The organism is Pacificoceanicola algae, assembly GCF_049341065.1.
Lineage (GTDB): Bacteria > Pseudomonadota > Alphaproteobacteria > Rhodobacterales > Rhodobacteraceae > Pacificoceanicola.
The window spans coordinates 32,812-54,547 of the sequence record NZ_JBMPIX010000027.1 but is presented as its reverse complement, the minus strand read 5'-3'; the positions used below and the strand labels follow the sequence as shown (position 1 = coordinate 54,547).

Genomic DNA, 21,736 nt, shown 5'->3' with positions numbered 1-21,736 from the left:
AACATCGTCATGGGCATTGATTGACCGACAGGAACGCTTGTGAACCAACACCAAGAGAGCGCATATCATGAATGGAACTATCAAGATTTTCGCGGCGGTTACCGCGCTTTCGTCGCTCGCCGGCTGTGTCGAAGACACGGGCAGTTCCATACCGACCGAAGCCGATCAGGCCTGCCTGCGTGCCGTGACGGCCGAAACCAAAAATCCCGACGTGGTTCTTCTGCGCTCCAGCTTCTCGCAATCGGGGACGGAGGTCATCGTCGGTGTCGGCGAAAACCGGGCGCAGTGGCAGTGCATCGCTTACCAGGATGGCAGCACGTCACGCCCGATGTCGCTGACCAACGAAGGATCGCTTTGAACCAGGACGCAGGACACCGTTTCAATTCGGGAGCTGAAAAGGTTACCAAAGTTGCAAGCACTTTGCATATTGTCGTCAGGTTGTTTCCAGGTCTCTACATCGGGGTACTCGTGATCCTTGCGATTGGCATATTCGGGCTGTTCGGTCAGGACCAGTACGCATTGGCGGCAGTTTACCTCGTGCCGCCTGGTTTTCTGTGGGTTCTCTGGGCTGACGGTGCCCCCGACACATGGCTTCCGTGGATCGGTGTGCTTGAAACACTATTGAACCTCGCCGTTCTGGCGGTTCTGTGCCTGGTGCTGAAGGGCCGGGCCAGCCGTGCGGCACCGGAACAAAGTTACTGTCCGTTGCCGAAATTGGCAGAAACCGTCTTCCCGTGGTGTCAACGCGCCTCGCTCTCGACCTACTGCATCAGCTCCGCTTGGTGGCATTGGTCTGGACCACGACAAGGATGACGCGATGAGGGCTTCTCCGGACGCATCCCAATTTCCCCGGCTGCGGCAGCGCGATTTCGCTCCAGGCATTTCCAATAAGGTGAACACACTCGTGACAAGGCTTCCTCTATCCTCGCACCTGCTTTTGGCAGGTCTGGCGCTTGCCATCCTCGGGCTTGCGGCGTGCGCAGCCGAGGCGCAGATCCTCGACGCCGGCAATTCCATCCTTCCCGAAATCGAGGTGCGCGGGAGGGGTTGGAACCAATTGCGCGAACCTGTCGAAATACTCGAATTCCTTGGTGCTTTGGTCGAAAGCACCGCGATGATTGCGGCGCTCGCCTATCATCCGGTCATCCTCACATCCCGTCGGACGCGCTTGGATTTCGACGCGCCGCGCGACCTGTTCATCTACGGACTGATCGGCATGGTCGTGGGTTTCCTGATCATGCACCATGGGTATCTGATCGGTTTCGTGCTCTTCGGCCTTGGCGGCCTGCTGCGGTTCAAATCCGACGACGGCGCCGCCGACACGATGCGCCTGATCCTCGTGACGCTGATCGGGCTGTGTGTCGGGCTGGATCTGCCCGTCGTGGCGCTGATCTCGACGGTCAGCGCGTGGGCAGTGATCTATGCCTTCGGCAGCCCGGTCAATTTCGCGCTGGAGGTCCAGTTTTCCAAGAAGATCGCGACAACCGACGCGATGATTGCCCTGCGCGACGCGCTGGCGCAACGCGGATTCAAGACACTCTCGATGAGCAAATCCAAGTACAAGCCCGTCGCCAATTTCGTCGTCTGCGGCCCGCGCAGTATGCGTCGCTCGGCGCTTGAGCGGGAGATGGGACAGCTGATGGATACCGGCGAAACCGACATCTCCGACTGGCATATCGACTGAACCGAAAAAAATATGACCCCACTGTTCCCCTCCCCTCTGCAAAAGGCCGCCCTGGCAGGGACACTGGCTGCACTCTTCTGTGCCGCAGCCCCCGGATTTGCCGGACCCGATACGCCGGAACGAGTGGTCCTGCGCTTTATCCAGTCCCACAAGATCGCGGACAAGGAGCACGATTTCACCGAGGTCTCCGGCCTCGCACTGGCTCAAGAAGGCGGGTTCTGGTCTGTAAGTGATGACACGGCGCGCGTGTTTCGTCTCGATGACAAGGGGAAGGTCCGGAAAAAGGCGTCGCTGCCGTCTGAACCTGGTCTTGAAGGCGTTTCACCCGATCCGGCGGGGGGGCGCATACTCGTCGTGCGGGAAGATACCTCCGAGATCCTCGCGCTGGCGGAGGACGGAATCGTGACACGGCATTCCATCCAGGAGATGGACGGCGCGGCTGACCTGGCCATGTATTTTTCGGCGAGCGATGCCAATGACGGTCTTGAAGGGATCACTGTCGATCCAGCCACCGGTACGGTCTTCGTTTTGAAGGAGCGGACGCCCCGGTTGCTGATCGAGATCGAGCCTGACCTCTCCCGGGTCCGGCGGATCGTCCCCCTGACCGAGACTGCGGGCTTTGCCTCGGATCAGGCGGACGACGATCACCTTGATGTGTCCGGTCTGGAATGGGATGCATCGCGGCAGGCTCTGTGGATCACCAGCGATACCGGCAAGGCGATCTTCCTTTTCAGCCTGTCGACCCTTCAAGCCCGGGGCTGGGCCCTGGTGCGCGAGGACAAGGGCAAGACGCGTCGCGTGTCGAATGCCGAGGGCGTGGCGCTTGGCGTCGATGGGCAGACGATTTTTGTCGTGACCGATGACGGAAATGACTCTCGCCTTCTGGAATATCGGATTGACTAACGTATTGGGCACATGGGGTGCCCGCTTGATACTTGAAACGGAGTTTGCACAATGAAAAAATCCCTAAGGCACTTGGCCAGTATTGCGGCAGCAGTGATCATCGCTGGATGGGCCGCGCCTGCGGCGGCGGATTTCACGCTGCGCTCGGGAGGTCCGTCTGAACAAGCGATGATGTCCCGGTCTAACCCATCGCCTGCCGACGGCCTGGCCTTCGTGCGACCGGTTTTGTCCGGGGTGATGTATCGCGCTGGGTTCAAGGGCGGTGACAAGTCGCGTACGGGCCTCTCGTCTTCGCAGCGCACCCAACTTTGCGAGGCGGGCTTTTCGGGCGCGTTCTATGCGGACTTCGGAAAGAATACCGAATATGGCAAGACGTCCTGCGGAACAGGCACGCTCGACTATGCAGCGGCGCGCTCTTCTCGGCCGTCCGCTGTGATGAAGGCGGTGCATGACAGGATCACGGGCAATGGCGGGCCGGTTCTGGTGCATTGCATGTGGGGTGTTCACGCGTCCGGCGCGCTGTCGGCGATGGCGCTGGTGCAGTTCTGCGGCTGGTCGGAGGCCAAGGCCAAGGCTTATTGGGACGAAGCGCGCAACGATGCGCCTTGTTCCGGTGGCTGTGACAAGTGGATCGATGGCAAGTTCAAGAACTTCAAGGTTGACCCTTCGCTGAAGATTTCGGCACAGCAACAGGCCGCGATATGCCCGAAATGACCAGCATGACAAAGCCGCTCTCGCTGGTCTTTTTCTTGGCCGCGGCGCCGGTCGCCGCCTCCGATGCCGTACTCGGCGAAGAGACCATTCACCAGAGCCCGAACGGGATAGCCGAACGCTGTGTGCGCATCACGCCGGTGCCCGGCGGGACGTATGACAAGGATGACCTCGAACAGGAGGCCGCGTATTGCGCCATCGATCTCTACCCCTCCGATGTCGCCATGTGCCCCAAGACCTGGAGCACCAGTCCGGGGACGATGATCTACGACATCGCCGACGGGCCCTATGCCGGGGATCGGGCAACGTTTGAACGCAATGCCTGCAAAGAAGGGAAGTCGGCGGGCACTCTGGCCGCCGACACGCTGGCCAAGTTCAAGCCGACCATGAATGCCAAGGGCACCAGCGGCACGTTCTCTGCTTCGCCTCTGCTTTACTATCATTTCTCGCGGTATTTCGACATGACGGTCAAGGTGCCGGTCACGGTGTGGCGGTCGATTGATGCGGGCGAGCACTTGGCAGAAGTAGGGAGCGAGGGGCTTTCGTTGTCCGGTGGCAGTCACGGTGGACGTATGAACCACGCGGGCTGGCGAGCTCTTGTGGCCGCCGAAAAAGATCCGAAAAGTTATCAGCCGACGGATGATCTGTTCACGGCGGATCGTAGCCAGATTTATGGCGTGCTGACCAGCAGCCCGGGGCATCGTTATGGCACTGAAATCAATGGCACGCGCGTTTCGGGCTGGGGAAAAGGGCAGAACGAGGACTTCCAGAAAACCCCTGCATTCCTGGCCCTGCGCTCGGACAAGCCGCTGGTCGAGGCAATCGAGCATGGGTTGACTGAGGGGCGCAAGGACCGGCAGATTGCCAAGGACCTGGGACAGTCCGTGACGCCGCAGCAGATGGCTTACTGGATGAAGGAGTTGACCGAGATCGTGATACTCGACTTCATCCTCAGTCAGCAGGACAGAGTTGGGAACATCGATTTCACCCCTTATTACTATTGGCTCGACGGCGGAAAACTAGAACACAAGAAGGCCAAACACCACGAACCCCGCGACGGAACCGTTCCCGCGGATGCCATTTTGTTGCGGCGTACCAATCTGAACGACAATGATGCCGGTGGTCGCGTGCAATACGCGAATTTTGCCAAGAGCACCCAAATGCTGGAAAAGCTGCGCCACATGAACGCGGGCACCTATGAAAAGCTGATGGCGCTGAGCGCGGATCTGCAAGGCGGCGGCGCGATTGCGACCTGGCTGGCGACCTCCTTCGGTCTGACCGAGCGCGAAGTGGCGCAGGTCGTGGGGAATACCACACTGGCGGCCGGTCTTTTGCGGGACAGCTGTAACAAGGGGTTGCTGACCTTCGATCTGGAACCGGCAGAGTTCTTTAAAACCGGCTCCGTCGTCGACCGTCCGGTGTCCTGTGACGGGAATTAGGGCCATCCTGGGCGCGGTCCTGCTGCTGATTGTCAGCGGGGCCGCCTCTGCCCAAGTCCTGCGCGTTGCCGTCATTTCGGATCTCAACGGCTCCTACGGATCGACGGAATACAACCCGCGGGTCTCGGTCGCGGTGCAGCGCATCATCGCGCTCGCGCCCGACCTCGTGATTTCCACCGGCGACATGGTCGCAGGACAGCGGCGCCCGATTCTGGGCGAACCCGAAGTGCGCGCAATGTGGGACGCGTTCCACGAGACGGTCACGAACCCGCTGACCCGTGCCGGGATTCCGGTCGTGGTGACACCGGGAAACCATGACGCGTCCGCCTATGGCGGGTTCGAGAGGGAACGAGCGATCTTCGCGGAAGAATGGATCTTGAGAAAGCCGAAGCTGGACTTTGTCGACGACCGTGACTTCCCGTTCTTCTACGCTTTCCGGATGAAGGGCATGACATTCGTCTCGCTCGACGCAACCGTCCTCGGCCCTCTCAGCGGCGGGCAGGAGCAGCGTCTGTGCGCTGCCGCCGCGGGCCGCGGGACGGTGATTGCCTACAGCCATCTGCCGCTGTGGCCTTTCGCGGTGGATCGCGAAACCGAGGTGATCGGCGATCCCGGGCTTCAGGACCTGTTCCGGTCCATCGGTCTGGACATGCACCTGTCGGGCCATCACCACGCATTTTATCCCGGCTGGAAGGATGGAACGGTGTTTGTCGGTCAGGGCTGTCTTGGCGGCGGCCCCCGCCGGCTGATCGGCACGACCAAGCGAAGCGTTCCGTCCTTCACCCTGCTCGCGATTTCCGAAACGGGAGACATCGGCATTACCGCCTATCAGGGCGAGACCTTCTCCGAACCGGTGGACTGGGCAGGCCTGCCCCCGCGAATTGTGGATGGCACCTCGGCCCTGACGCGGCTCGACCTCGCGCCGCAGGCGCCGTGACCCGTCAGCAGGGGCGCGATCGTCGCGATCTGCCGCACGGGCTTGCGGCTTGTGGATAGTCGTTTCGGCATCTGGATTGTTGCGTTTTTTCCGCCCTGTTATTCACGATGACAAGGTCGCCGCCTGGTTCGATCCAGCGCGGATCGATTCGCGTTCAGGAGTTCGCACATATGAAAGTCGCGTCAATCGCAGCAATGACCGCCGTGGTCCTGTCTCTGGGGGCTGTGCCAGTCCATGCCGAAATGGACAAGGAGGCTGTCGCCGGGGCTCTGCTTCTTCTCGGAGCGGCCGCGCCAAGCATCTGCCCGATCGACCGGAATGTGCCGGCCGCTGTCGCCTCCAGGCTCGACGCAACTCTTCGGATGGTCGTTGATGACCAGGCCGAGACGGCCGCAATGTTGGGTTACGCACCCGGCGCAGAGCTTTTCGTCCGCTCCCCGCACTGGACCTATCATCGCGCGGCCGGGACCACGGATCTTGCTACCGGGGCGCCGCTGATCTGCGGTGCGCCGTTCCAGATAGGCAGCAACACCAAGATGATGACGGCCGTCGTGCTCATGCAACTGGTCGAGGAGGGCCTGCTGTCGCTTGACGATCTGCTTGCCTCCCATCTGCCTGACATCGCAGCCGCGCTTCCTCATGGCGAAGAGATCACGATCCGGCAATTGGCCAACCATACCTCCGGCGTGTTCAGCTATACGGACAACGCCGCCAACGGTGCGCCGGGGATCATGGAAGGCGCTTTGACCGATCCGGGACTTCTGGCACGGGACTACGAACCCCGAGACCTCGTCCAATTCGCGATCGACAACGGCGAACCCTCGTTCGATCCGGGAGCCGAGGGCCAGTGGGCCTACAGCAACACCGGTTACGTCCTGATCGGCATGATCCTGGAAAAGACCACCGGGCAACCGCTCGAAGAGCTGTTTCGCGACCGGATCTTCGATCCCTTGGGCATGAAAGACACGGTCCTGTGGAACGCGGTGCCCGCGCCCGAGTTCGGCTTGCCGCGATCTTATTATCAACCGCCCTTCGACATCGAAACCTCGGGCTGGAACATGGCGCAGGGCTGGGCTGCGGGGGGCGTGCTCTCGATCTCGGCGGACATGGACCTGTTCATGCGAGGTCTCCTGTCCGGGAGCCTTTATGACGACCCGGCGACCCTGACCGCGATGACGGATGGAGGCCCCGCGGGCGCGGGGTTCATTCGATACGGGATCGGGATCGGAAAAAAGCCGGGCGGGTTCTGGGGGCATGGCGGCCAGACCCTCGGGTTCGAGTCCGATATCGGGATGTTTCGCGACAGTGACACATCCCTTGTCCTCTGGACGAATTCCGCCAGCAACCTGGCGTCACTTGGCTCGACATTGGTCTTGGGCGCTCTCGACGAGGCGGATGCGTTGAACGCGCAGGACGATGGGATCGGCGCTCTTGCGGGAACGCGCTGGGCCTGGGTCTCGAAGTTGGACGGCGATGGTCAGACCGTCACGATCGGCGAACCGGAGCGTTACACGATTTCGTTCCAAGACGGCGGAGACCTGGCTCTGGGGGCGGACTGCAACCGCTTCCTCGGACATTACACGGTGCAGGACGACACCCTGTCGCTGGAACTCGGCCGGTCCACCAAGGCGCTTTGTCCGCCGGACTCGCTGGACGACCGGTTTCAGCATGACTTGCAGGCAGTCACCGGATTCAAACGGGATGGCGACACGCTGGTTCTTGTCTCGGAGACGAGCGGCCAGTCGCTGCAATTCGCCCTTCGGGGCGAGTGAAATCACGATAGGCGATTGGAAAACGAAGAAGGTGCAACCATGAAGAGGCTCTTACTCATCTGGATGGCAACCGTGCTGGCCGTGTCGCTGAACGCCGCCCCATCGGTCGCTCAGGACGACATGCGGATCGTGTCGGTGCATTTCCCACCCGGGTCCACGGGAACGACGATCAACGGGCGTGTCACAGGCCGTGAAACTGTCCTCCATACGCTGGGTGCGGAGGCTGGCCAGACGATGACCATTGCCCTTTCGTCAAACAGCGCGACGTATTTCAACCTCTACGCCCCGGGCAGCGGCCCCGGCGACGAGGCCCTCGCCATCGGCGAATTGCAGCCCCAGACGAACAAGTATTCCGGCGTCCTGCCCACTTCGGGAGAATACGGTATTTCGGTCTTCCTGTTCAGGAACGCCGCCCGGAGAGGTGAAACGGCCGACTTTACCCTCGACATCTCGATCACCGGCGAAACCGGAGATGTCGTAAAGGGCGACTTTGCCGACGGCCTTCAGGGCGGTCCCGATTATTGGGCTGTCCGGACCAGAGGCGGGGCGCTGAACCTGCGCCAGAGCGCGTCGCCTGCGGCGACCATCGTCGTGCGCCTCGCCAATGGCACACCGCTGCGCAACCTCGGCTGCCGCATGGCCGAGGGACGCAGGTGGTGCCGCTTCACAACCCTGTCGGACCCCGGCTTCGAAGGATGGGCAGCAGGCGAATTCCTGATCGAAGGCAGCGGCCAAGGCGCGGCGATGCAGCTTCCCGACGCGATCCCCATTCCCTCCGGCGGCTCCGATGCGCTTGTCCCCGGCACCGAATTCAATGCGACCGGCCCCATCGACTGTATGCGTGGACAGGATGGCCCGACCCAGAGTTGCACCTTCGGCGTGAAACGAGAAGGCAACGGCAACGGCTCGGTGACCGTCACCTTTCCCGATGGCGCTGGCCGGGTGATCTTCTTCGAGAAAGGCAATGCGGTCTCCTACGACCAGTCGCAGGCTGACGCAGGTGCCACGATGACGGTTTCGCGCGACGGGGACAACAGCATCGTGTTCATCGGACAGGCCCAAACCTGCCGTTCGCCTTCTGAACCTTTTGCAGCGTAGCGTCACTAAAGCGGCCATTCGGGTCATAGGCCAGTAACGGGGGATATGGTTGTAGCCTCGCCCCTTTTTTTCGTAAGGTTTTGTTGCAAACAAAAAAAACCGGAGGAAACGAGCTTGCTGAATAACATTGGATTGCCAGGACTTATCATTGTAGCCCTTATTATTTGGGGGCTTTGGAAGATTTTTAACCGTGGAAAGAAGAAGTGACGGCCCAAACCGGCCATTGATCGCGCATTCTATCGCCGCGGTGCGGCTGAACGAGACCGGCCATTTGTCCGTCATGCAGCAATTTCAGACGGCGAGGGTTGGTAGAGCGGGATTTTCCTGACATCCAGCAACTGCGGGAGAAAGGCCGTTTCGTAACGACGCTAAACGTTGAGGATAATCGGACAGTGATCCGAGACTTCGGGGTCGTAGACGACGTCAAAACTCTTCACGGCATTTTGGTTATTGATGAGCATGAGCGAGGGTTGCCATATCAATGAGCGAGCCAGCCAACAGGGCATTGTACACCTGCAGTTCCCCTCTCATGGCATGTGTGGCCTCTGTGTCCTTGTACTCCACTTGCTTCTTTTCGTCGTTTCTCAGCACGATCAGTTCTTCACCCAAGGCCCGGGTGATGTCATCGCGCCCGAACTTCGCCTCGTGAAACCAGTCTTGAAGCTCCTCCGAGGCCTGTATTCTCGCCGTTCTGTTGTCCGGTGAACCTACGTTCACAAAGAAGCCCTTGGCCTTGTCCAGCAGGCCAGCATCATGGAGGGCATTGATGATTTGAATGAGCTTCTTAGAGAGGTGTAGGGCATTGTAGCGGGAGTTCACCTTCCACGAGTTCGGGGACATGGAAACCCCGATACAGAGTTCAGGGTCTTCCAGCCACGCCACATACAGGTCTAGGATCAGAACCCTGAGTTGCTTTTTGAAAGCGGTTCTCGGCTTCGGCCCCTTTACCCCAACGACAGCCTGCAGTTCAGCTCGCTCCCAGACCCTCTCCACAAGGCCCTTGACCTCCGGGTGGTCTGACCAGCGATGAACATCAATCGGGCGGGAAAAGTTGGGGTTGTCTATCATGGTGTTGCCAAGTAGCCGAAAGGCATAGAAAGATCAATGATACTAGAGGCATAAGGTGGGGTTTAAGGCCCTCTCCCTTCCTATCCTTATCCATTACTTATACCTATTGAGAGATGGTTCTCTCTTTGGCCCTACCCCCCCCGCACTCACTTGGACGTGGGGTATTCAAGCTTCCGCAGCTTCAGGCACACAGGCCTCAGTTCCAGGGCGAAGTCACAAGGGGATGGAAGGGGCATGGCAAGATCAGCTCCAGTAAGGGCAGCAGCAAGAAGGCCTCTGATCAAGCTCAAGGGACCTTCTCTTCTCCTCCTCTTCATCCATTACTTATACCTATTATCGTGCTTATCCCTCTTAGGAGGAGTACCACTTAGGGAAACTTTGGTGGGAAGCCAGGGGCCGCTGAAAGCCTCCCAAGAGCCTCAGGACAAGCTCACAGCAGGGTACAAACCGGTAACGATAAGCGGGGGCATTCCGAGGGGCATTTTGGACCCTAGATGGGGCAGGACGCTTCCAAAGCCTGATGAAAGGAAGAACTGGCTGGGGTGGTAGGATTCGAACCTACGATACACGGTACCAAAAACCGATGCCTTACCACTTGGCTACACCCCAACTGTGGCGCGGTATGTACGACGCTGTTTGATGAGGATCAAGCCCCCAATGCGGAAAAATCATTATTCTCCCGCAAGTGCTGAATTCCCTCCGGATTCAACGGCATGCACCAAAGGATCATAGAAGCAAAACTGAGCGCGCCCCGCTCGTTTTGCCCCGTACAGCGCTTGATCAGCCCGCTCCAACATGATGTCCGGGTAAAGAGCCTCTCCTTCATTCACGCTGATTCCGATGCTGGCGGATACGTGGCAGGCCCGGTCATCGTAGATCACTGGCCGTTCGATTTTTTCGATCATACGAGTCGCGAGCCCGGCCAGACGCTCTTCGCTGGTCAGATTGGGAAAGATGAGAACGAATTCGTCGCCGCCAACTCGCGCTGCGATGTCATCCTTTCGCGTTTCCTCAAGCATGATCTCGGCGACCTTGCACAGGACAAGATCGCCTGCGGCGTGTCCATGCGTGTCGTTCACCTGTTTGAAGAAATCCAGATCCATGTGCATGAGCGAATATGGCTGCCCGCTGCGACTGAGCCTTTCCAGCATGCGATCCATGGCCCGCCGGTTGCGCAGGCCCGTCAACCCATCGGTATAGGCCCGTTCTTCCGCCTCGGTCTTGGCGCCCTGCAAGCGGGTGTTGAGATGAAGCGAGGCATTCAGCGCGGCGGTTTTCGCCTCGACCAGATAGAGCATTTCAACGGCCAAATCGGTGGTGGCAAAATCCGTGCTGGTCAAGGCATAGTCGCGCACAGCTTCAATTACCGAAATGCCAAATGACATGTTGATGACTGCGCCGCCCTTGCCATCCGGCACAAGCATGCCTTTCAACTGGGTGCGTTTTTCGTTGCGCAGGCGCAAGAATAGCTTACGCCCATGCGTCGCCAGAAGTTGCTGCATCGATGTAACCGCGCGAGGCCGGTAAACTTCGAAGGCATCAAGAAATCGCGCATCTTTCAAAGGCGGCGTCTGCAGCTTGTGAAGCGTTGCACCTGCCTGAATGATGGTGCCCATCGGATCCAACACCACATGCATCGGGCACAGTTGCGCCAGCACATTTGACGAAAGTGTCATGCCGATGCCCTCCCGGCGGCAACGGGCCCGCTCAAGTCGAATTCCCTGCCTTCTGCGAAAGCGGTTTCAACCACAGTGATTTCAATCACTTTCAAACCGTCCTCGCCGCCTTTGTGGTCCAGCAGAACGAGGGCACCGTAATCATCGGCCATGGCGCGCATGACACCGACCATCACATGCCCAAACGACGGCATATTGCCGACGACGTTCAAAACGAAGCGGCAGGCACCATGATCTTGCAGTTCAAGTTCCGGCAGGTTGAGATCGGGCACCGCCAGTCGTGCGCGCCCGGGTAAGTCATCCAAAGAGTGCAGAAATTCGATGAAATCGACACCCCCAAAGCGCAAAAGCCGCCTGAGCCCTTCGCGATTGGGGTGCGATACCAGATAGGTGCCGATGTCTTCCAGAAACAGGCTGCAAGGCTTGCCAAGCACACGCTCGGCCGCGCCGACAACGGTTTGCAAAAGCGCCTGTTCATAGGTGAGCATAGCCTCGAAATCCGGCGTTTCCAATCCGGCCTCGGCGGCGATATCCTCCCAGCGTCTTTGACCATAGGTATCCTGAACAAAGACCTGAAACGTTTTGAAAATCAGACCATGCATGGTGAACCGACAACCCTGTTACTTGCCGTCAGTCTGCACCTTCCACCCTTAACAGTGGCGTAACATGTACAATTGCGCAGAAATTTGCAGGTCAGTCCGTCATGGGTTGGCCGTGCAGCCGCAGAAACAGGCTTTGTTCATCATCATTGCGAAAAAACGGAACCGAGGACGGCGGGCCAGGTTCGTGCAGGCGAGCCGCGACCTCGGCCAACACCACCTCGGTGATGAATGGCAGATCGAAACCGCGCACGTCTTGCAGTGGAATCCACTGCAGATGCGACAGCTCGTCGGCGGCGGCGTCAAAATCATCTAGGTCTGACACCAACGCCTCGGCATCGACAAGGAAAAACCGGGCATCAAAGCGGCGTGGGCGCCCCGGCGGTGTCACCGCCCGGAATACGAACTGCAGCGAATCCGCGGCGGGCTGATGCCCGGTTCCGGCAAAGCTCAGCCAGTCGTCCGGAACGGCGCTTGGCCAGGGGCCGGGCATGCCAAGGATTTGGCCGGTCTCTTCCCAAAGTTCGCGGATTGCGGCGGCTGCCAGCGCCTGTGCGACCCCGGGCTGGCTCTGCTCTTCCAGACGCTGCGCGCAAAGCGGCGGCAAGGGGCGCGCCAAGGGCACATGTGCGTCCTGTTCGTCCACGGCGCCACCGGGGAATACGAACTTGTTTGGCATGAAGGCCGCCTTCGCCCCGCGCTGCCCCATCAAGACGCTGGGTTTGTCCCCGCGATCACGCACGACGATAACCGTCGATGCGTTGCGAATGGCAGTCTTGTCAGGAACTTCTGTGGTAACGGCGCTCATGGGTCCCCCAGTCATCTCAAGCAGGGGGTGCAAATCCATACATGCCGCGCGCCCATTGAAACGCCACGATCGCCCCTTTCAGTCGGGGCAATAGATAAAGCGACAATCCCACGCAGCCAACCGCAAAGATGGTGAACAGGATCAGCGGTTCCGGACGCCACGTCTGGAATACCACCAGAAGCATTGGCGCCATGAGGTGCCCGACGATCAGAATGGTCAGGTAAGCCGGCCCGTCGTCTGCACGGTGATGGTGCAGATCTTCGCGGCAGACCGGGCAATGGTCGCGAACCTTCAGGTAACCGGTCAACATTGGACCGGAGCCGCACTTGGGACACCGCCGACGCCAGCCCTTCCAGACTGCGGGCCATGTTTCCCGTTCAGATGTCATCGTTTCGTCGGTCATCGGTGCCTCATTGATCGCGCTATCAGAAGATGGAGAAGGCAAGAGGCAAAATGAAGTGTCCAAAATGTCCTTGCGTCCGGATGTCGCAAATTCTGCCCCGACTCGAAAAAGTTTCTTTTCCACCGACGGAATCTTCGGGCTGCGCCGTGAAACCCTACAGAGACGCCCCAACGCGGGGCTGATCGTCAAACACGCGAAAAGGCGAGCAGGAAGGAGACCTGAAATGACGAAAGCAACTTACTGGATGACCGCAGCCCTTGTTTTGGTGATGGGGACCGCAGGTGTCGCATGGGCCAAAGGCGGGCCGGACGGCGCAGGCATGCAACAGATGTTCGAGAAATTCGACACGGACAACGACGGAAAGATCACCCAAGCCGAGCTTGACGCCGCCAAGGCTGCGCGCTTTGCCGAGGCCGATACCGACGGTGACGGCTTTCTGTCCGCCGAGGAAATGGCCGCTTACAGTGACAAGATGCGCGCCGAACGCGAAGCTCGGATGCGTGAGGCACGCGGTCAGGCGATGTTCAGGAACCTCGACACCGATGGCGATGGCAAGCTGAGCGCCGAAGAGGCCGCCGCGCGCGGTCCGGGCATGATGATCCAGCGCTTCGATGCCGACAAGGATGGTGCCGTCAGCCTTGAAGAAATGCAGCAGGCGCGTGGCATGATGGGACGTCATGGCGGTGAAGGCCATGGCGAACGCGATGGACGCGGCTGGGGCAAACACGCCCAAGGGCATGGCCACGGCGATGAGCGAGGCCATAACCATGGTGGCAAGGAAGGTCGCACGCCCTGGTGGCTGCGCTAACCTGAATTTGCTGCCAAAGCCGGGTCGCCCGCGTAACCCGAAAGCCGCCTGCCAGTCCCGATGTTTTGGGCAGGCGCAGGGGTGGCCCGGCACTAATTCTTGCGCCCCGCCTTCGGGCCGGGTAGCGCGGTGGAATGGACACTATGCCCTATGACGCCATGAGCGATCGCAGCGACGAAGATCTGCTCGAGGCTTACGCCTCTGGCGACGCCCTTGCGGCGCGCGCTTTGACCGCGCGTCTGGGCCCCCGTGTCTTTGCTCATGCCGTGCGTATGTTGGGCGGTGATCGGGCCGAGGCTGAAGACGTGGCACAGGAGGCCATGCTCAAGCTGTGGCGCGTGGCGCCCAGCTGGCGCGCAGGAGAGGCCAAGGTCACCACTTGGCTTTATCGCGTGACGGCCAATATGTGCATCGACCGGATGCGCAAGAACCGCGGCGGGACCGATCTGGATGCGATCCCCGAACCGGTGGACGACGCGCCCTCGGCGGCGGATGGGATACAGGCCCGTGCCCGCGCCGAAGCACTGCAAAACGCGCTGGATCAGCTGCCCGACCGGCAGCGTCAGGCGGTAATTCTGCGCCACATCGAGGGAATGGCAAACCCCGAGATCGCGCAGATCATGGACATAGGCCCGCGCGCTGTGGAAAGTTTGACCGCGCGGGGCAAGAAAGCACTGGAGGCGCACCTGTCGGGGCGCCGGGCTGAACTGGGGTTTGAAGACGATGACTGAGCGCAAGGATGACAGCCTCTGGACCGGCTCTGGCGGGCTCGATGCCTATTTCGACGCGGCGCGGGATGAAACGCCCCTGCCCTCCGGCGCCTTCATGGCGCGGCTCGAGGCGCAGGCTCTTGCGGCGATGCCGGAACCGAACGCCAGCGCGACGCGTGGGCCGGGATTGTTCACCCAGCTGTTTCAGGTGCTTGGCGGCTGGCCCGGAGCCGCAGGGCTTGCCACGGCTTGTGCGGTGGGGATCTGGCTGGGCATCAACCCACCGGCAGAACTGTCGCCCTACATCGGCACCGACGCCGCCGAGTTGGACGCGCTGGGTGTGGATCCCATGTCGGGGTACGATCTTGCGATGATGGAAGGTTAAGACATGGCACAGACCACCAGCCCGAAGCCTTCTAGCATGCGGCCCTGGCTGCGTGTACTTCTGTTCGCCTCGCTGGCATTGAACCTTGCGGTTGCCGGGATGGCCGCCGGGGTCTTTCTGCGTGGCGGACCACTGCGCGACCATCATGGCGACCGAGATTTTGTCACGCCCTACACGCGCGCCTTTGACGAAGACCAGCGCCGCGATCTGCGGCGGGCCTTGCGCGACGGCTTTGTCGCGCAACGTGGCAAGGATGGCGCCCGCCCTGACCTGATTCAGGATTACCGCGACGCTCTGACCGTGCTGCGTGCCGACCCCTTCGATCCCTCCGCCATGGCGCGGGTTCTTGACCGCCAAAGCGCCCGCGCCGCCGAGCGCCAGTCCATGGGCCAAGAGGTTCTGGGTACCTATCTGGCCGCTCTGACCCCCGAAGCGCGCGCCGCCTATGCGCAGCGTCTGGAGGAGGAAATCAACCATTTGGCCAACCGGCGTGAGCGTTGGCAGCGAAGCAACCCTCGCTGACCTGAGACCACAGGCCTAGCGGCTTCTGGCTGTCCGTTCTGTCTGCGCCAGTGCAGGCGCGGCAGGCTTGCGGCGTTCTGGCGGGCGGGTCGGAAAAGCGCGGACCGTATCCGCCATGACCACGGTGTTGCGCCCCTTGTGTTTGGCAGCGTAGAGCGCCTTGTCGGCCCCGTCGATCAGTTGCAAGGGGTCTTCGCCCCGGCCTGCGCGACCTATGGCAACCCCGATGCTTAGAGTAACCTGGATCTTTTGTCCGTCCGGCAAGGTCAAAGGGTGCTTTTCCATCAGTTGGCACAGGCGCTCAGCCGTCGTTTTGGCCCGTTCGCGCGAGGCATCGGGCATGGCCACAAGGAATTCCTCACCGCCAAAGCGCGCAACAAGATCGGCGGCGCGCAGATTGTCGATCAACCGCTTTGCCAGTTCCTCAAGAACCGCGTCGCCCGCAGCATGTCCATATGTATCGTTCACCGCCTTGAAGTGGTCGAGGTCAAGCAGCAGCAAAGCGTAGTCGCGCCCTTGGGTCGCCGCCCGTTCCGCCAGACGGTTCAGATGCGGCAGAGCATAGCGGCGATTGTACAAGCCGGTCAGCGGATCACAGACCGCCGCCCGCAAGCCGTCCTGCATGTTCGAGCGGAGACGGTCGTTGATCCGCTTGCGCGAAATCTGTTTCTTCAGCCGAAGGGCCAGCTCTTCCGGGTCCGGACCCGCGCCCAGCAGATCGTTGGCCCCCATATCAAGGGCGCTGGCCGCCTCTTGCCGCTGATCGGGCTGGGCCACATAGATCAGCGCCGCGTGCCGCAAGGCCCGGTTCGAACGCATCTGCGGCAGCAGGGAAAGACCCTCGCCCGCCGCGCCGTCGCCTTCAAGGATCACCACCACATCCGGCGCCGTTGTGCCAATGCGCAGCGCCTCATCGGGCGATGTCAGCTCGATCTTGTCCTTCATCCGGTGACGCAGTTCAGCCTGAAGCGATTTTGCGACAGGCATCTTGCCAGTCGGCACCAGCCGGATCAACGCGGGCGCCTCGAACTCGCCCGCCTGTTCTGCCAGCCCCAAGGCGCGGCGGGTATCATCGCGCAATTGCAGTTCCGCTTCGGCATCGCGTGCCCGAAGCAGCGACCGCAAGCGCGCCAGCATCACAAGATCATCAATCGGTTTCGACAGGACATCATCAGCGCCAGCGGCAAGCGAGACCAACCGTTCAGACGGATCACCATCGTCGTGCATCATCACAACCGGCAAACGGGGATCCCCAGCAAGTGTGCGGAGCTTTTCGATCAGCGCGCGGCCGGACATATCCGGCAGGTCCGCGGCGACAATCACCATGTCGGGGCGCGCCTTGCGAAACATCCTGAGCGCGGCGCGTCCACTGGCAGCCTGCGACACTTCGTAAAACGCCGCTGAAAGCTTGACCCGCAGAATGATGCGATTGGTTGGCACCGCATCCACCACCAGTATCCGTCCTGTCATTCAGTTCACCCTACAGCAAGGCACATGACTGAGCTTGCACTTTATTGCAGGGTCAGATTTGATTGAGATTGGTTAAGAAACCCTTTCGGAATTTGATCGAAATGTCGCTAGAGCGAGAAACTGCCGAGATGATCGGCCTGCAGTCTGTGGCTTGGCTGGCCGCGAATGATGAGCTTTTGCCAGTGTTTTTAGGGGCCACAGGCGCCTCTGAAGGCGATTTCAGGGAAAACCTGCAAGACCCGGCATTTCAGGGATCGATCCTTGATTTCCTGTTAATGGATGACAATTGGGTGATCGCATTCTGCGATGATCAGGGCCTGTCCTATGACAGCCTCATGCGGGCCCGGGCCGCACTTCCGGGCGGCGATCAGGTTCACTGGACATGACGCAACCGATCACCGCGCTTTTGTTCGACAAGGACGGAACGCTTTTTCACTTTGGCGAGACATGGAACGGCTGGGCCGCCATGATGATTGACCGTTTTTCCGGCGGCAACGCGATCAAACGCGCCGCTCTGGCCGAAGTGACGGGGTATGATCTGGACAGCGGCCAGTTTGATCCGCACAGCCCGGTGATCGCCGGCACCAACAAAGAGACCGCCGAATGTCTGCTGCCGGTTCTGACCGAATATAACCTGTCCGAGATCGAAGCGCTCCTCAACGCCTCCGCCGTGGATGTGCCATTGTCACCGACTATTCCGCTGGCCCCCTTCTTTTCCGAGATGAAAACCAAAGGCTATGCCATCGGCCTGATGACCAACGACACGGAAGAGGCCGCCCGCGCCCATCTGAACGTGGCGGGCATTCACGACATGTTCGACTTTATCGCTGGGTTTGACAGCGGCTTTGGCGCCAAACCGTCACCGGCGCCGCTGCTGGCCTTCGCCGATGCCATGGGCCACGCGCCCGAAACGATCCTGATGGTCGGCGACAGCACCCATGACCTTCAGGCCGGGCGCGCGGCCGGGATGCGCACCGCTGGCGTGCTGACCGGCCCGGCCAGGCGCGACGTGCTGAGCCCGTTTGCCGATGTCGTCCTGCCCGATATTGGCCACCTGCCCCTTTGGCTCAGCGGCGGTTCTCCCAAAAACGACTGAACCCGTCGCATACGGGCAGGCACCTCCCCCTGCACAGGTGTGTTCATAGAACCAGCCGTCACGGAGGACTTCATGGACCAGACCGAGGAAAAGACACGCCGTCGTCGCAGCGGTGGACGGGCTGGGCACGCAACCCGTCGCGGAACTGCGGTGATCGAACAAGCGCCATGGCGGCTGCCCGTGAACATGGATCGCCCCACAGAACCCCTGACCGAAGAGGGCGTCGAGCGGCTGCACAATGCGACCATGCGCATCCTCGAAGAGATCGGAATCGAGTTTCTCAACCCCGAAGCGATCGAGATCCTGCGAAAAGCGGGCTGCGCGGTCACCGGCGAAAACGTCCGTATGGGCCGCGATATGGTGATGGAGTATGTCCGCATGGCACCGGACAGCTTTACCATCACCCCGCGCAACCCTGAACGCACCCTGACAATCGGCAAAGGGCATATCCTGTTCGGGAATGTGTCGTCCCCACCGAACTACTATGACCTCGAAATCGGCTCCAAGGTCTCGGGCACGCGCGAGATGTGCCGCAATCTGCTGAAACTGACGCAATATTTCAACTGTATCCACTTTGCCGGCGGCTATCCCGTCGAACCGGTTGACCTGCACGCCTCGACCCGCCACCTTGATGTGCTGTTCGACAAGCTGACCCTGACCGACAAGGTGATGCACGCCTATTCGCTTGGCCCCGAACGCGTCGATGACGTGATGGAGATGGTGCGGATTGCAGGTGGGCTGAGCCACGAAGACTTCGAGGCGACACCTCGAATGTACACCAACATCAACTCAACCTCGCCACTGAAACACGACTGGCCGATGCTGGATGGTTGGATGCGCATGGCACGGCGCGGACAAGCGCTGGTGGTGACGCCCTTTACCCTGGCCGGGGCGATGGCCCCCGTGACCATGGCAGGCGCCGTCGCGCAATCTCTGGCCGAGGGGCTGGCCGCCGTAGTTCTGGCGCAGATCATCAACCCCGGCGTACCCTGCGTGATCGGGACCTTCACCTCGAACGTCGACATGAAATCCGGCGCGCCCGCCTTTGGCACCCCCGAATACATGCGCGCCACGCAGATGACCGGCCAGATGGCGCGGTACTATGGTCTGCCTTTGCGATCGTCCGGGGTTTGCGCCGCCAACGTTCCCGACGGCCAAGCCATGTGGGAGACCGAGCATTCGCTTTGGGCGGCCATCCAGTCGGGCACGCATATGGTGTATCATGCTGCCGGCTGGCTTGAGGGCGGCCTTGTTGCCAGCCCCGAGAAATTCATCATGGATTGCGAGGTGCTGTCGCAGCTTCAACGCTATATGGAGCCCGCGATCTGGGACACCTCAGACGACGCTCTGGCGCTGGACACCATCGCCGAGGTTGGCCCGAACGGCCATTTCTTTGGCACGCAGCACACCCAGGACCGCTATACCACCGCCTTTTACCAACCCTTCCTGTCGGACTGGAAAAACTTCGAAGCCTGGGAATCGGCGGGCGCAATCTGGACCGCCGAACGCGCTCATATGCTGTTCAAACGCATCGTGGCCGAATTCGAAGAGCCGCCGATGGACCCCGGCATCCGCGAAGAACTCAGCGCCTTTGTCGAAAAACGGCGTGCAGAAGGCGGTGCTCCGACCGACTTCTGACAGCCAGATGGGGCTGGCCCCTTCCGGCGACTGGGCCTAAAACACCCGCATGTTGAACGTCCTGACCCACGGCGCCCCGGGCGCAAACCCGCCATTGCTGATCGTCCACGGTCTTTACGGCTCTGGGCGCAACTGGGGCGTGATCGCGAAACGCCTTTCCGATGAACGGCAGGTGATCGCGCCGGATATGCGCAACCACGGCGACAGTTTCTGGTCAGACGATCACGGCTATCCCGATATGGCCGGTGATCTGGCCGAAGTGATCGAGGCACACGGCGGCCCGGCCGACGTGGTGGGCCATTCCATGGGCGGCAAGGCCGCAATGGTATTGGCCCTGACCCGACCCGAATTGGTCAACCGGTTGATCGTGGCTGATATCGCCCCCGTGCCCTATGGCCATAGCCAGATCCAGTTCATCAAGGCGATGCGATCGGTTGATCTGTCCGCCGTCGAGAAACGCTCGGACGCGATCGAGCAACTCGCCAAGGTCGTGCCAGACAAGACGCTGCAAAGCTTCTTTACGCAGTCGCTGGACCTCAAGGAGAAGCGCTGGAAGCTGAACCTTGACGGGCTGGCGCAAGAGATGCCCAAGATCCTGTCTTTCCCGGATATCGATGGGCGGTTCGACGGGCCGGTGCTGTTCCTGTCCGGGGGCGAAAGCGACTATGTCCTGCCCGAACACCGCGACCGCATCCGCACCTATTTTCCCAAGGCGCGGTTTGCCAAACTGCCCGGGACTGGCCATTGGCTGCACGCCGAAAAACCACGCGAGTTCGAAGCCTCGGTCAGGGCGTTCCTGAGCATGGCGTAACGCCGAACATCCGCTCCATCCCAGCGCATAGCCAATTTTTTGCGCAAAATGACCGCCTCGAGCCCGCGTCGGTTTCCGATTTTCGAAATCTGCGCAGATGTCTTCTGAAATCCGACCAACCCGCCCTTGATCGTTTGCCCAAAGCCGCCATCCTTTCGGAGGACTCTTGGCAATGAGCGAATTGAATGGCGCACTTACCCTTCCAGCAAACGCAACTCGCCCTCGAGCCAGGGCAGCTGGTGCAGCGCCGGGGTAATGACCATCTCATTCATCAACATGCGGGCGGTGCGCGCCACATCCCGCGGCACCTGATCAGCCCAGTCGGTCGATGCCTGAAGCGAAATGGTCCGAGAAAAGGGTTTGAAGGGCAAGGGATGCACCTCCATCTGATCATGGAAACGCCCCGCGCGCATGTAGCCCAGCGGCGTGGTGATCGCCCATCCGACGCCCCGGGCCACCAGTGTCATAAGCGACAGATGCGCACCAATCTCAAAACGCTCGGCAAAGGACAGCTTGTGCCGGGCAAGATGCGCTTCTACCAAACGGCCGATCAACTGGTCTCGGTCATGGCGAAGCAGCGGCAATTTATCCATTACACCCTGCAGACCGCCATGACTCTCGGCAGCACCTTTCGGGCAAACAAATACGAACGGATCGCGCACCAACGGGTAGTCCACGATGCCTTCGCCAACCGTGTCGGGCGAGGCCGCGATCGCCAGATGCAAACGCCGGGCGCGCATTTCCTCAGAGATCTGGTGACTTGGCGCGGTAATCAGCTTGAACCGGCATCGGGTCATGCTTTCGGCCAGAATGGTCACAAGCCGCGGCGTCAGATCATTGTCGAAATCGTCAATGACCCCAAGGCTCAGCGTACTGAGATGGGTAAGGTCCATCACCGTCAGTTCGTTCTGCGCCAGCCGCAATTGCGACAGCACCGCGCGCGTCCGGTCCAGAAACGAACGCCCTGCCGGGGTCAGCTGCATCGGGCGGCGCGCATGATCGACCAGATCGGTGCCAAGCGCGGTTTCCAGATTGCGCATCTGCTGACTGACGGCAGGTTGGCTCAGGCCCGTTACCTCGGCCGCGCGCGCAACCGAGCCACTGGCAGCCAGCGCCTCAAAGACCTCAAGCCCTCGCAGAGTGACCCCTTTCATCAGCATTTTCGCCCCTTTCACCACGGCTCCACCTTTGACTTTTC

At 60.7% G+C, this 21,736-nt stretch carries 24 protein-coding genes and 1 tRNA gene; 17 read left to right on the top strand and 8 right to left on the bottom strand.

Annotated features, from left to right (window positions below; all coding sequences use genetic code 11):
* Nucleotides 1–67 precede the first annotated feature (67 nt).
* From ACOYQJ_RS23015 to ACOYQJ_RS22975, 9 genes are all read left to right on the top strand, one after another.
* Entirely contained in the window at nt 68–358 is a 291-nt protein-coding gene (locus tag ACOYQJ_RS23015) for a hypothetical protein (protein WP_422908269.1), read from the top strand.
* Nucleotides 355–813 (top strand): hypothetical protein, encoded by a 459-nt coding sequence (locus ACOYQJ_RS23010; RefSeq protein WP_422908268.1) that lies wholly within the window; start codon nt 355–357, stop codon nt 811–813. Before ACOYQJ_RS23015 ends, ACOYQJ_RS23010 begins: the two co-directional genes overlap by 4 nt.
* 91 nt (nt 814–904) lie before the next feature.
* Entirely contained in the window at nt 905–1,684 is a 780-nt protein-coding gene (locus ACOYQJ_RS23005; RefSeq protein ID WP_422908267.1) for a hypothetical protein, read from the top strand.
* A 12-nt stretch (nt 1,685–1,696) separates the two neighbouring features.
* Nucleotides 1,697–2,587, top strand: coding sequence for an SdiA-regulated domain-containing protein (locus tag ACOYQJ_RS23000; RefSeq protein ID WP_422908266.1), 891 nt, complete (start codon nt 1,697–1,699; stop codon nt 2,585–2,587).
* Nucleotides 2,588–2,638: 51 nt separating this feature from the next.
* Nucleotides 2,639–3,301: a hypothetical protein gene (locus tag ACOYQJ_RS22995; protein WP_422908265.1), complete on the top strand. Its 663-nt coding sequence runs from the start codon at nt 2,639–2,641 to the stop codon at nt 3,299–3,301.
* A complete protein-coding gene (locus tag ACOYQJ_RS22990) occupies nt 3,289–4,737 on the top strand; it encodes a hypothetical protein (protein ID WP_422908264.1) in 1,449 nt (482 codons plus the stop codon). Before ACOYQJ_RS22995 ends, ACOYQJ_RS22990 begins: the two co-directional genes overlap by 13 nt.
* Nucleotides 4,724–5,674: a metallophosphoesterase family protein gene (locus ACOYQJ_RS22985; protein WP_422908263.1), complete on the top strand. Its 951-nt coding sequence runs from the start codon at nt 4,724–4,726 to the stop codon at nt 5,672–5,674. The genes ACOYQJ_RS22990 and ACOYQJ_RS22985 overlap by 14 nt, the downstream gene beginning before the upstream one ends.
* A gap of 170 nt (nt 5,675–5,844) precedes the next feature.
* Nucleotides 5,845–7,446: a serine hydrolase gene (locus ACOYQJ_RS22980; protein WP_422908262.1), complete on the top strand. Its 1,602-nt coding sequence runs from the start codon at nt 5,845–5,847 to the stop codon at nt 7,444–7,446.
* Between the two features lie 39 nt (nt 7,447–7,485).
* On the top strand, nt 7,486–8,544 hold the full coding sequence (locus tag ACOYQJ_RS22975) for an SH3 domain-containing protein (RefSeq protein WP_422908261.1): 1,059 nt from the start codon (nt 7,486–7,488) through the stop codon (nt 8,542–8,544).
* Between the two features lie 447 nt (nt 8,545–8,991).
* On the opposite strand, the gene ACOYQJ_RS22970 is transcribed toward ACOYQJ_RS22975, so the two are convergent.
* From ACOYQJ_RS22970 to ACOYQJ_RS22945, 6 genes are all read right to left on the bottom strand, one after another.
* Nucleotides 8,992–9,612 (bottom strand): hypothetical protein, encoded by a 621-nt coding sequence (locus tag ACOYQJ_RS22970; protein WP_422908260.1) that lies wholly within the window; start codon nt 9,610–9,612, stop codon nt 8,992–8,994.
* Between the two features lie 534 nt (nt 9,613–10,146).
* Nucleotides 10,147–10,221, bottom strand: a tRNA-Gln gene (locus ACOYQJ_RS22965).
* Nucleotides 10,222–10,283: 62 nt separating this feature from the next.
* Complete coding sequence (locus ACOYQJ_RS22960; RefSeq protein WP_422908259.1) at nt 10,284–11,288, bottom strand: diguanylate cyclase domain-containing protein; 1,005 nt, start codon at nt 11,286–11,288, stop codon at nt 10,284–10,286.
* Nucleotides 11,285–11,890, bottom strand: a complete 606-nt coding sequence (locus ACOYQJ_RS22955) for a heme NO-binding domain-containing protein (RefSeq protein ID WP_422908258.1) — start codon at nt 11,888–11,890, stop codon at nt 11,285–11,287. Before ACOYQJ_RS22955 ends, ACOYQJ_RS22960 begins: the two co-directional genes overlap by 4 nt.
* A 91-nt stretch (nt 11,891–11,981) precedes the next feature.
* Nucleotides 11,982–12,695, bottom strand: coding sequence for an NUDIX hydrolase (locus tag ACOYQJ_RS22950; RefSeq protein ID WP_422908257.1), 714 nt, complete (start codon nt 12,693–12,695; stop codon nt 11,982–11,984).
* A gap of 16 nt (nt 12,696–12,711) precedes the next feature.
* On the bottom strand, nt 12,712–13,098 hold the full coding sequence (locus ACOYQJ_RS22945) for a DUF983 domain-containing protein (protein ID WP_422908270.1): 387 nt from the start codon (nt 13,096–13,098) through the stop codon (nt 12,712–12,714).
* Nucleotides 13,099–13,321: 223 nt separating this feature from the next.
* Here ACOYQJ_RS22945 and ACOYQJ_RS22940 point away from each other — a divergent pair, with 223 nt between their 5' ends.
* From ACOYQJ_RS22940 to ACOYQJ_RS22925, 4 genes are all read left to right on the top strand, one after another.
* Nucleotides 13,322–13,906, top strand: coding sequence for an EF-hand domain-containing protein (locus ACOYQJ_RS22940; RefSeq protein ID WP_422908256.1), 585 nt, complete (start codon nt 13,322–13,324; stop codon nt 13,904–13,906).
* A 143-nt stretch (nt 13,907–14,049) separates the two neighbouring features.
* A complete protein-coding gene (locus ACOYQJ_RS22935) occupies nt 14,050–14,637 on the top strand; it encodes an RNA polymerase sigma factor (RefSeq protein ID WP_422908255.1) in 588 nt (195 codons plus the stop codon).
* Nucleotides 14,630–15,001: a hypothetical protein gene (locus ACOYQJ_RS22930; RefSeq protein WP_422908254.1), complete on the top strand. Its 372-nt coding sequence runs from the start codon at nt 14,630–14,632 to the stop codon at nt 14,999–15,001. The genes ACOYQJ_RS22935 and ACOYQJ_RS22930 overlap by 8 nt, the downstream gene beginning before the upstream one ends.
* A 3-nt stretch (nt 15,002–15,004) precedes the next feature.
* Nucleotides 15,005–15,523, top strand: coding sequence for a periplasmic heavy metal sensor (locus ACOYQJ_RS22925; RefSeq protein ID WP_422908253.1), 519 nt, complete (start codon nt 15,005–15,007; stop codon nt 15,521–15,523).
* A gap of 15 nt (nt 15,524–15,538) precedes the next feature.
* On the opposite strand, the gene ACOYQJ_RS22920 is transcribed toward ACOYQJ_RS22925, so the two are convergent.
* Nucleotides 15,539–16,993 (bottom strand): diguanylate cyclase, encoded by a 1,455-nt coding sequence (locus tag ACOYQJ_RS22920; RefSeq protein WP_422908252.1) that lies wholly within the window; start codon nt 16,991–16,993, stop codon nt 15,539–15,541.
* A gap of 101 nt (nt 16,994–17,094) precedes the next feature.
* Here ACOYQJ_RS22920 and ACOYQJ_RS22915 point away from each other — a divergent pair, with 101 nt between their 5' ends.
* The 4 genes from ACOYQJ_RS22915 to ACOYQJ_RS22900 all read left to right on the top strand — a co-directional run bounded on the left by ACOYQJ_RS22915 (nt 17,095) and on the right by ACOYQJ_RS22900 (nt 20,538).
* A complete protein-coding gene (locus ACOYQJ_RS22915; protein WP_422908251.1) occupies nt 17,095–17,379 on the top strand; it encodes a DUF3572 domain-containing protein in 285 nt (94 codons plus the stop codon).
* Nucleotides 17,376–18,089 carry an HAD family hydrolase gene (locus ACOYQJ_RS22910; protein WP_422908250.1) on the top strand — a complete coding sequence of 238 codons (714 nt, stop codon included), beginning with the start codon at nt 17,376–17,378 and terminating at the stop codon, nt 18,087–18,089. Before ACOYQJ_RS22915 ends, ACOYQJ_RS22910 begins: the two co-directional genes overlap by 4 nt.
* A gap of 72 nt (nt 18,090–18,161) precedes the next feature.
* Nucleotides 18,162–19,727 (top strand): trimethylamine methyltransferase family protein, encoded by a 1,566-nt coding sequence (locus tag ACOYQJ_RS22905; protein WP_422908249.1) that lies wholly within the window; start codon nt 18,162–18,164, stop codon nt 19,725–19,727.
* Nucleotides 19,728–19,776: 49 nt separating this feature from the next.
* Nucleotides 19,777–20,538, top strand: a complete 762-nt coding sequence (locus ACOYQJ_RS22900; RefSeq protein ID WP_422908248.1) for an alpha/beta fold hydrolase — start codon at nt 19,777–19,779, stop codon at nt 20,536–20,538.
* A 194-nt stretch (nt 20,539–20,732) separates the two neighbouring features.
* On the opposite strand, the gene ACOYQJ_RS22895 is transcribed toward ACOYQJ_RS22900, so the two are convergent.
* Nucleotides 20,733–21,698, bottom strand: coding sequence for a LysR family transcriptional regulator (locus ACOYQJ_RS22895; RefSeq protein ID WP_422908247.1), 966 nt, complete (start codon nt 21,696–21,698; stop codon nt 20,733–20,735).
* Nucleotides 21,699–21,736 lie beyond the last annotated feature (38 nt).

Excerpts from the sequence above, each read along its gene's own strand:
- ACOYQJ_RS22915 (WP_422908251.1), top strand. The coding sequence starts at position 17,095 with ATGTCGCTAGAGCGAGAAACTGCCGAGATGATCGGCCTGCAGTCTGTG.
- ACOYQJ_RS22930 (WP_422908254.1), top strand. The coding sequence starts at position 14,630 with ATGACTGAGCGCAAGGATGACAGCCTCTGGACCGGCTCTGGCGGGCTC.
- ACOYQJ_RS22935 (WP_422908255.1), top strand. The coding sequence starts at position 14,050 with ATGCCCTATGACGCCATGAGCGATCGCAGCGACGAAGATCTGCTCGAG.
- ACOYQJ_RS22970 (WP_422908260.1), bottom strand. The coding sequence starts at position 9,612 with ATGATAGACAACCCCAACTTTTCCCGCCCGATTGATGTTCATCGCTGG.
- ACOYQJ_RS22980 (WP_422908262.1), top strand. The coding sequence starts at position 5,845 with ATGAAAGTCGCGTCAATCGCAGCAATGACCGCCGTGGTCCTGTCTCTG.
- ACOYQJ_RS22945 (WP_422908270.1), bottom strand. The coding sequence starts at position 13,098 with ATGACCGACGAAACGATGACATCTGAACGGGAAACATGGCCCGCAGTC.
- ACOYQJ_RS22940 (WP_422908256.1), top strand. The coding sequence starts at position 13,322 with ATGACGAAAGCAACTTACTGGATGACCGCAGCCCTTGTTTTGGTGATG.
- ACOYQJ_RS22910 (WP_422908250.1), top strand. The coding sequence starts at position 17,376 with ATGACGCAACCGATCACCGCGCTTTTGTTCGACAAGGACGGAACGCTT.
- ACOYQJ_RS22950 (WP_422908257.1), bottom strand. The coding sequence starts at position 12,695 with ATGAGCGCCGTTACCACAGAAGTTCCTGACAAGACTGCCATTCGCAAC.
- ACOYQJ_RS22995 (WP_422908265.1), top strand. The coding sequence starts at position 2,639 with ATGAAAAAATCCCTAAGGCACTTGGCCAGTATTGCGGCAGCAGTGATC.
- ACOYQJ_RS22905 (WP_422908249.1), top strand. The coding sequence starts at position 18,162 with ATGGACCAGACCGAGGAAAAGACACGCCGTCGTCGCAGCGGTGGACGG.
- ACOYQJ_RS22925 (WP_422908253.1), top strand. The coding sequence starts at position 15,005 with ATGGCACAGACCACCAGCCCGAAGCCTTCTAGCATGCGGCCCTGGCTG.
- ACOYQJ_RS22960 (WP_422908259.1), bottom strand. The coding sequence starts at position 11,288 with ATGACACTTTCGTCAAATGTGCTGGCGCAACTGTGCCCGATGCATGTG.
- ACOYQJ_RS22955 (WP_422908258.1), bottom strand. The coding sequence starts at position 11,890 with ATGCATGGTCTGATTTTCAAAACGTTTCAGGTCTTTGTTCAGGATACC.
- ACOYQJ_RS22990 (WP_422908264.1), top strand. The coding sequence starts at position 3,289 with ATGCCCGAAATGACCAGCATGACAAAGCCGCTCTCGCTGGTCTTTTTC.
- ACOYQJ_RS22975 (WP_422908261.1), top strand. The coding sequence starts at position 7,486 with ATGAAGAGGCTCTTACTCATCTGGATGGCAACCGTGCTGGCCGTGTCG.
- ACOYQJ_RS23015 (WP_422908269.1), top strand. The coding sequence starts at position 68 with ATGAATGGAACTATCAAGATTTTCGCGGCGGTTACCGCGCTTTCGTCG.
- ACOYQJ_RS22895 (WP_422908247.1), bottom strand. The coding sequence starts at position 21,698 with ATGCTGATGAAAGGGGTCACTCTGCGAGGGCTTGAGGTCTTTGAGGCG.
- ACOYQJ_RS22900 (WP_422908248.1), top strand. The coding sequence starts at position 19,777 with ATGTTGAACGTCCTGACCCACGGCGCCCCGGGCGCAAACCCGCCATTG.
- ACOYQJ_RS22920 (WP_422908252.1), bottom strand. The coding sequence starts at position 16,993 with ATGACAGGACGGATACTGGTGGTGGATGCGGTGCCAACCAATCGCATC.
- ACOYQJ_RS23000 (WP_422908266.1), top strand. The coding sequence starts at position 1,697 with ATGACCCCACTGTTCCCCTCCCCTCTGCAAAAGGCCGCCCTGGCAGGG.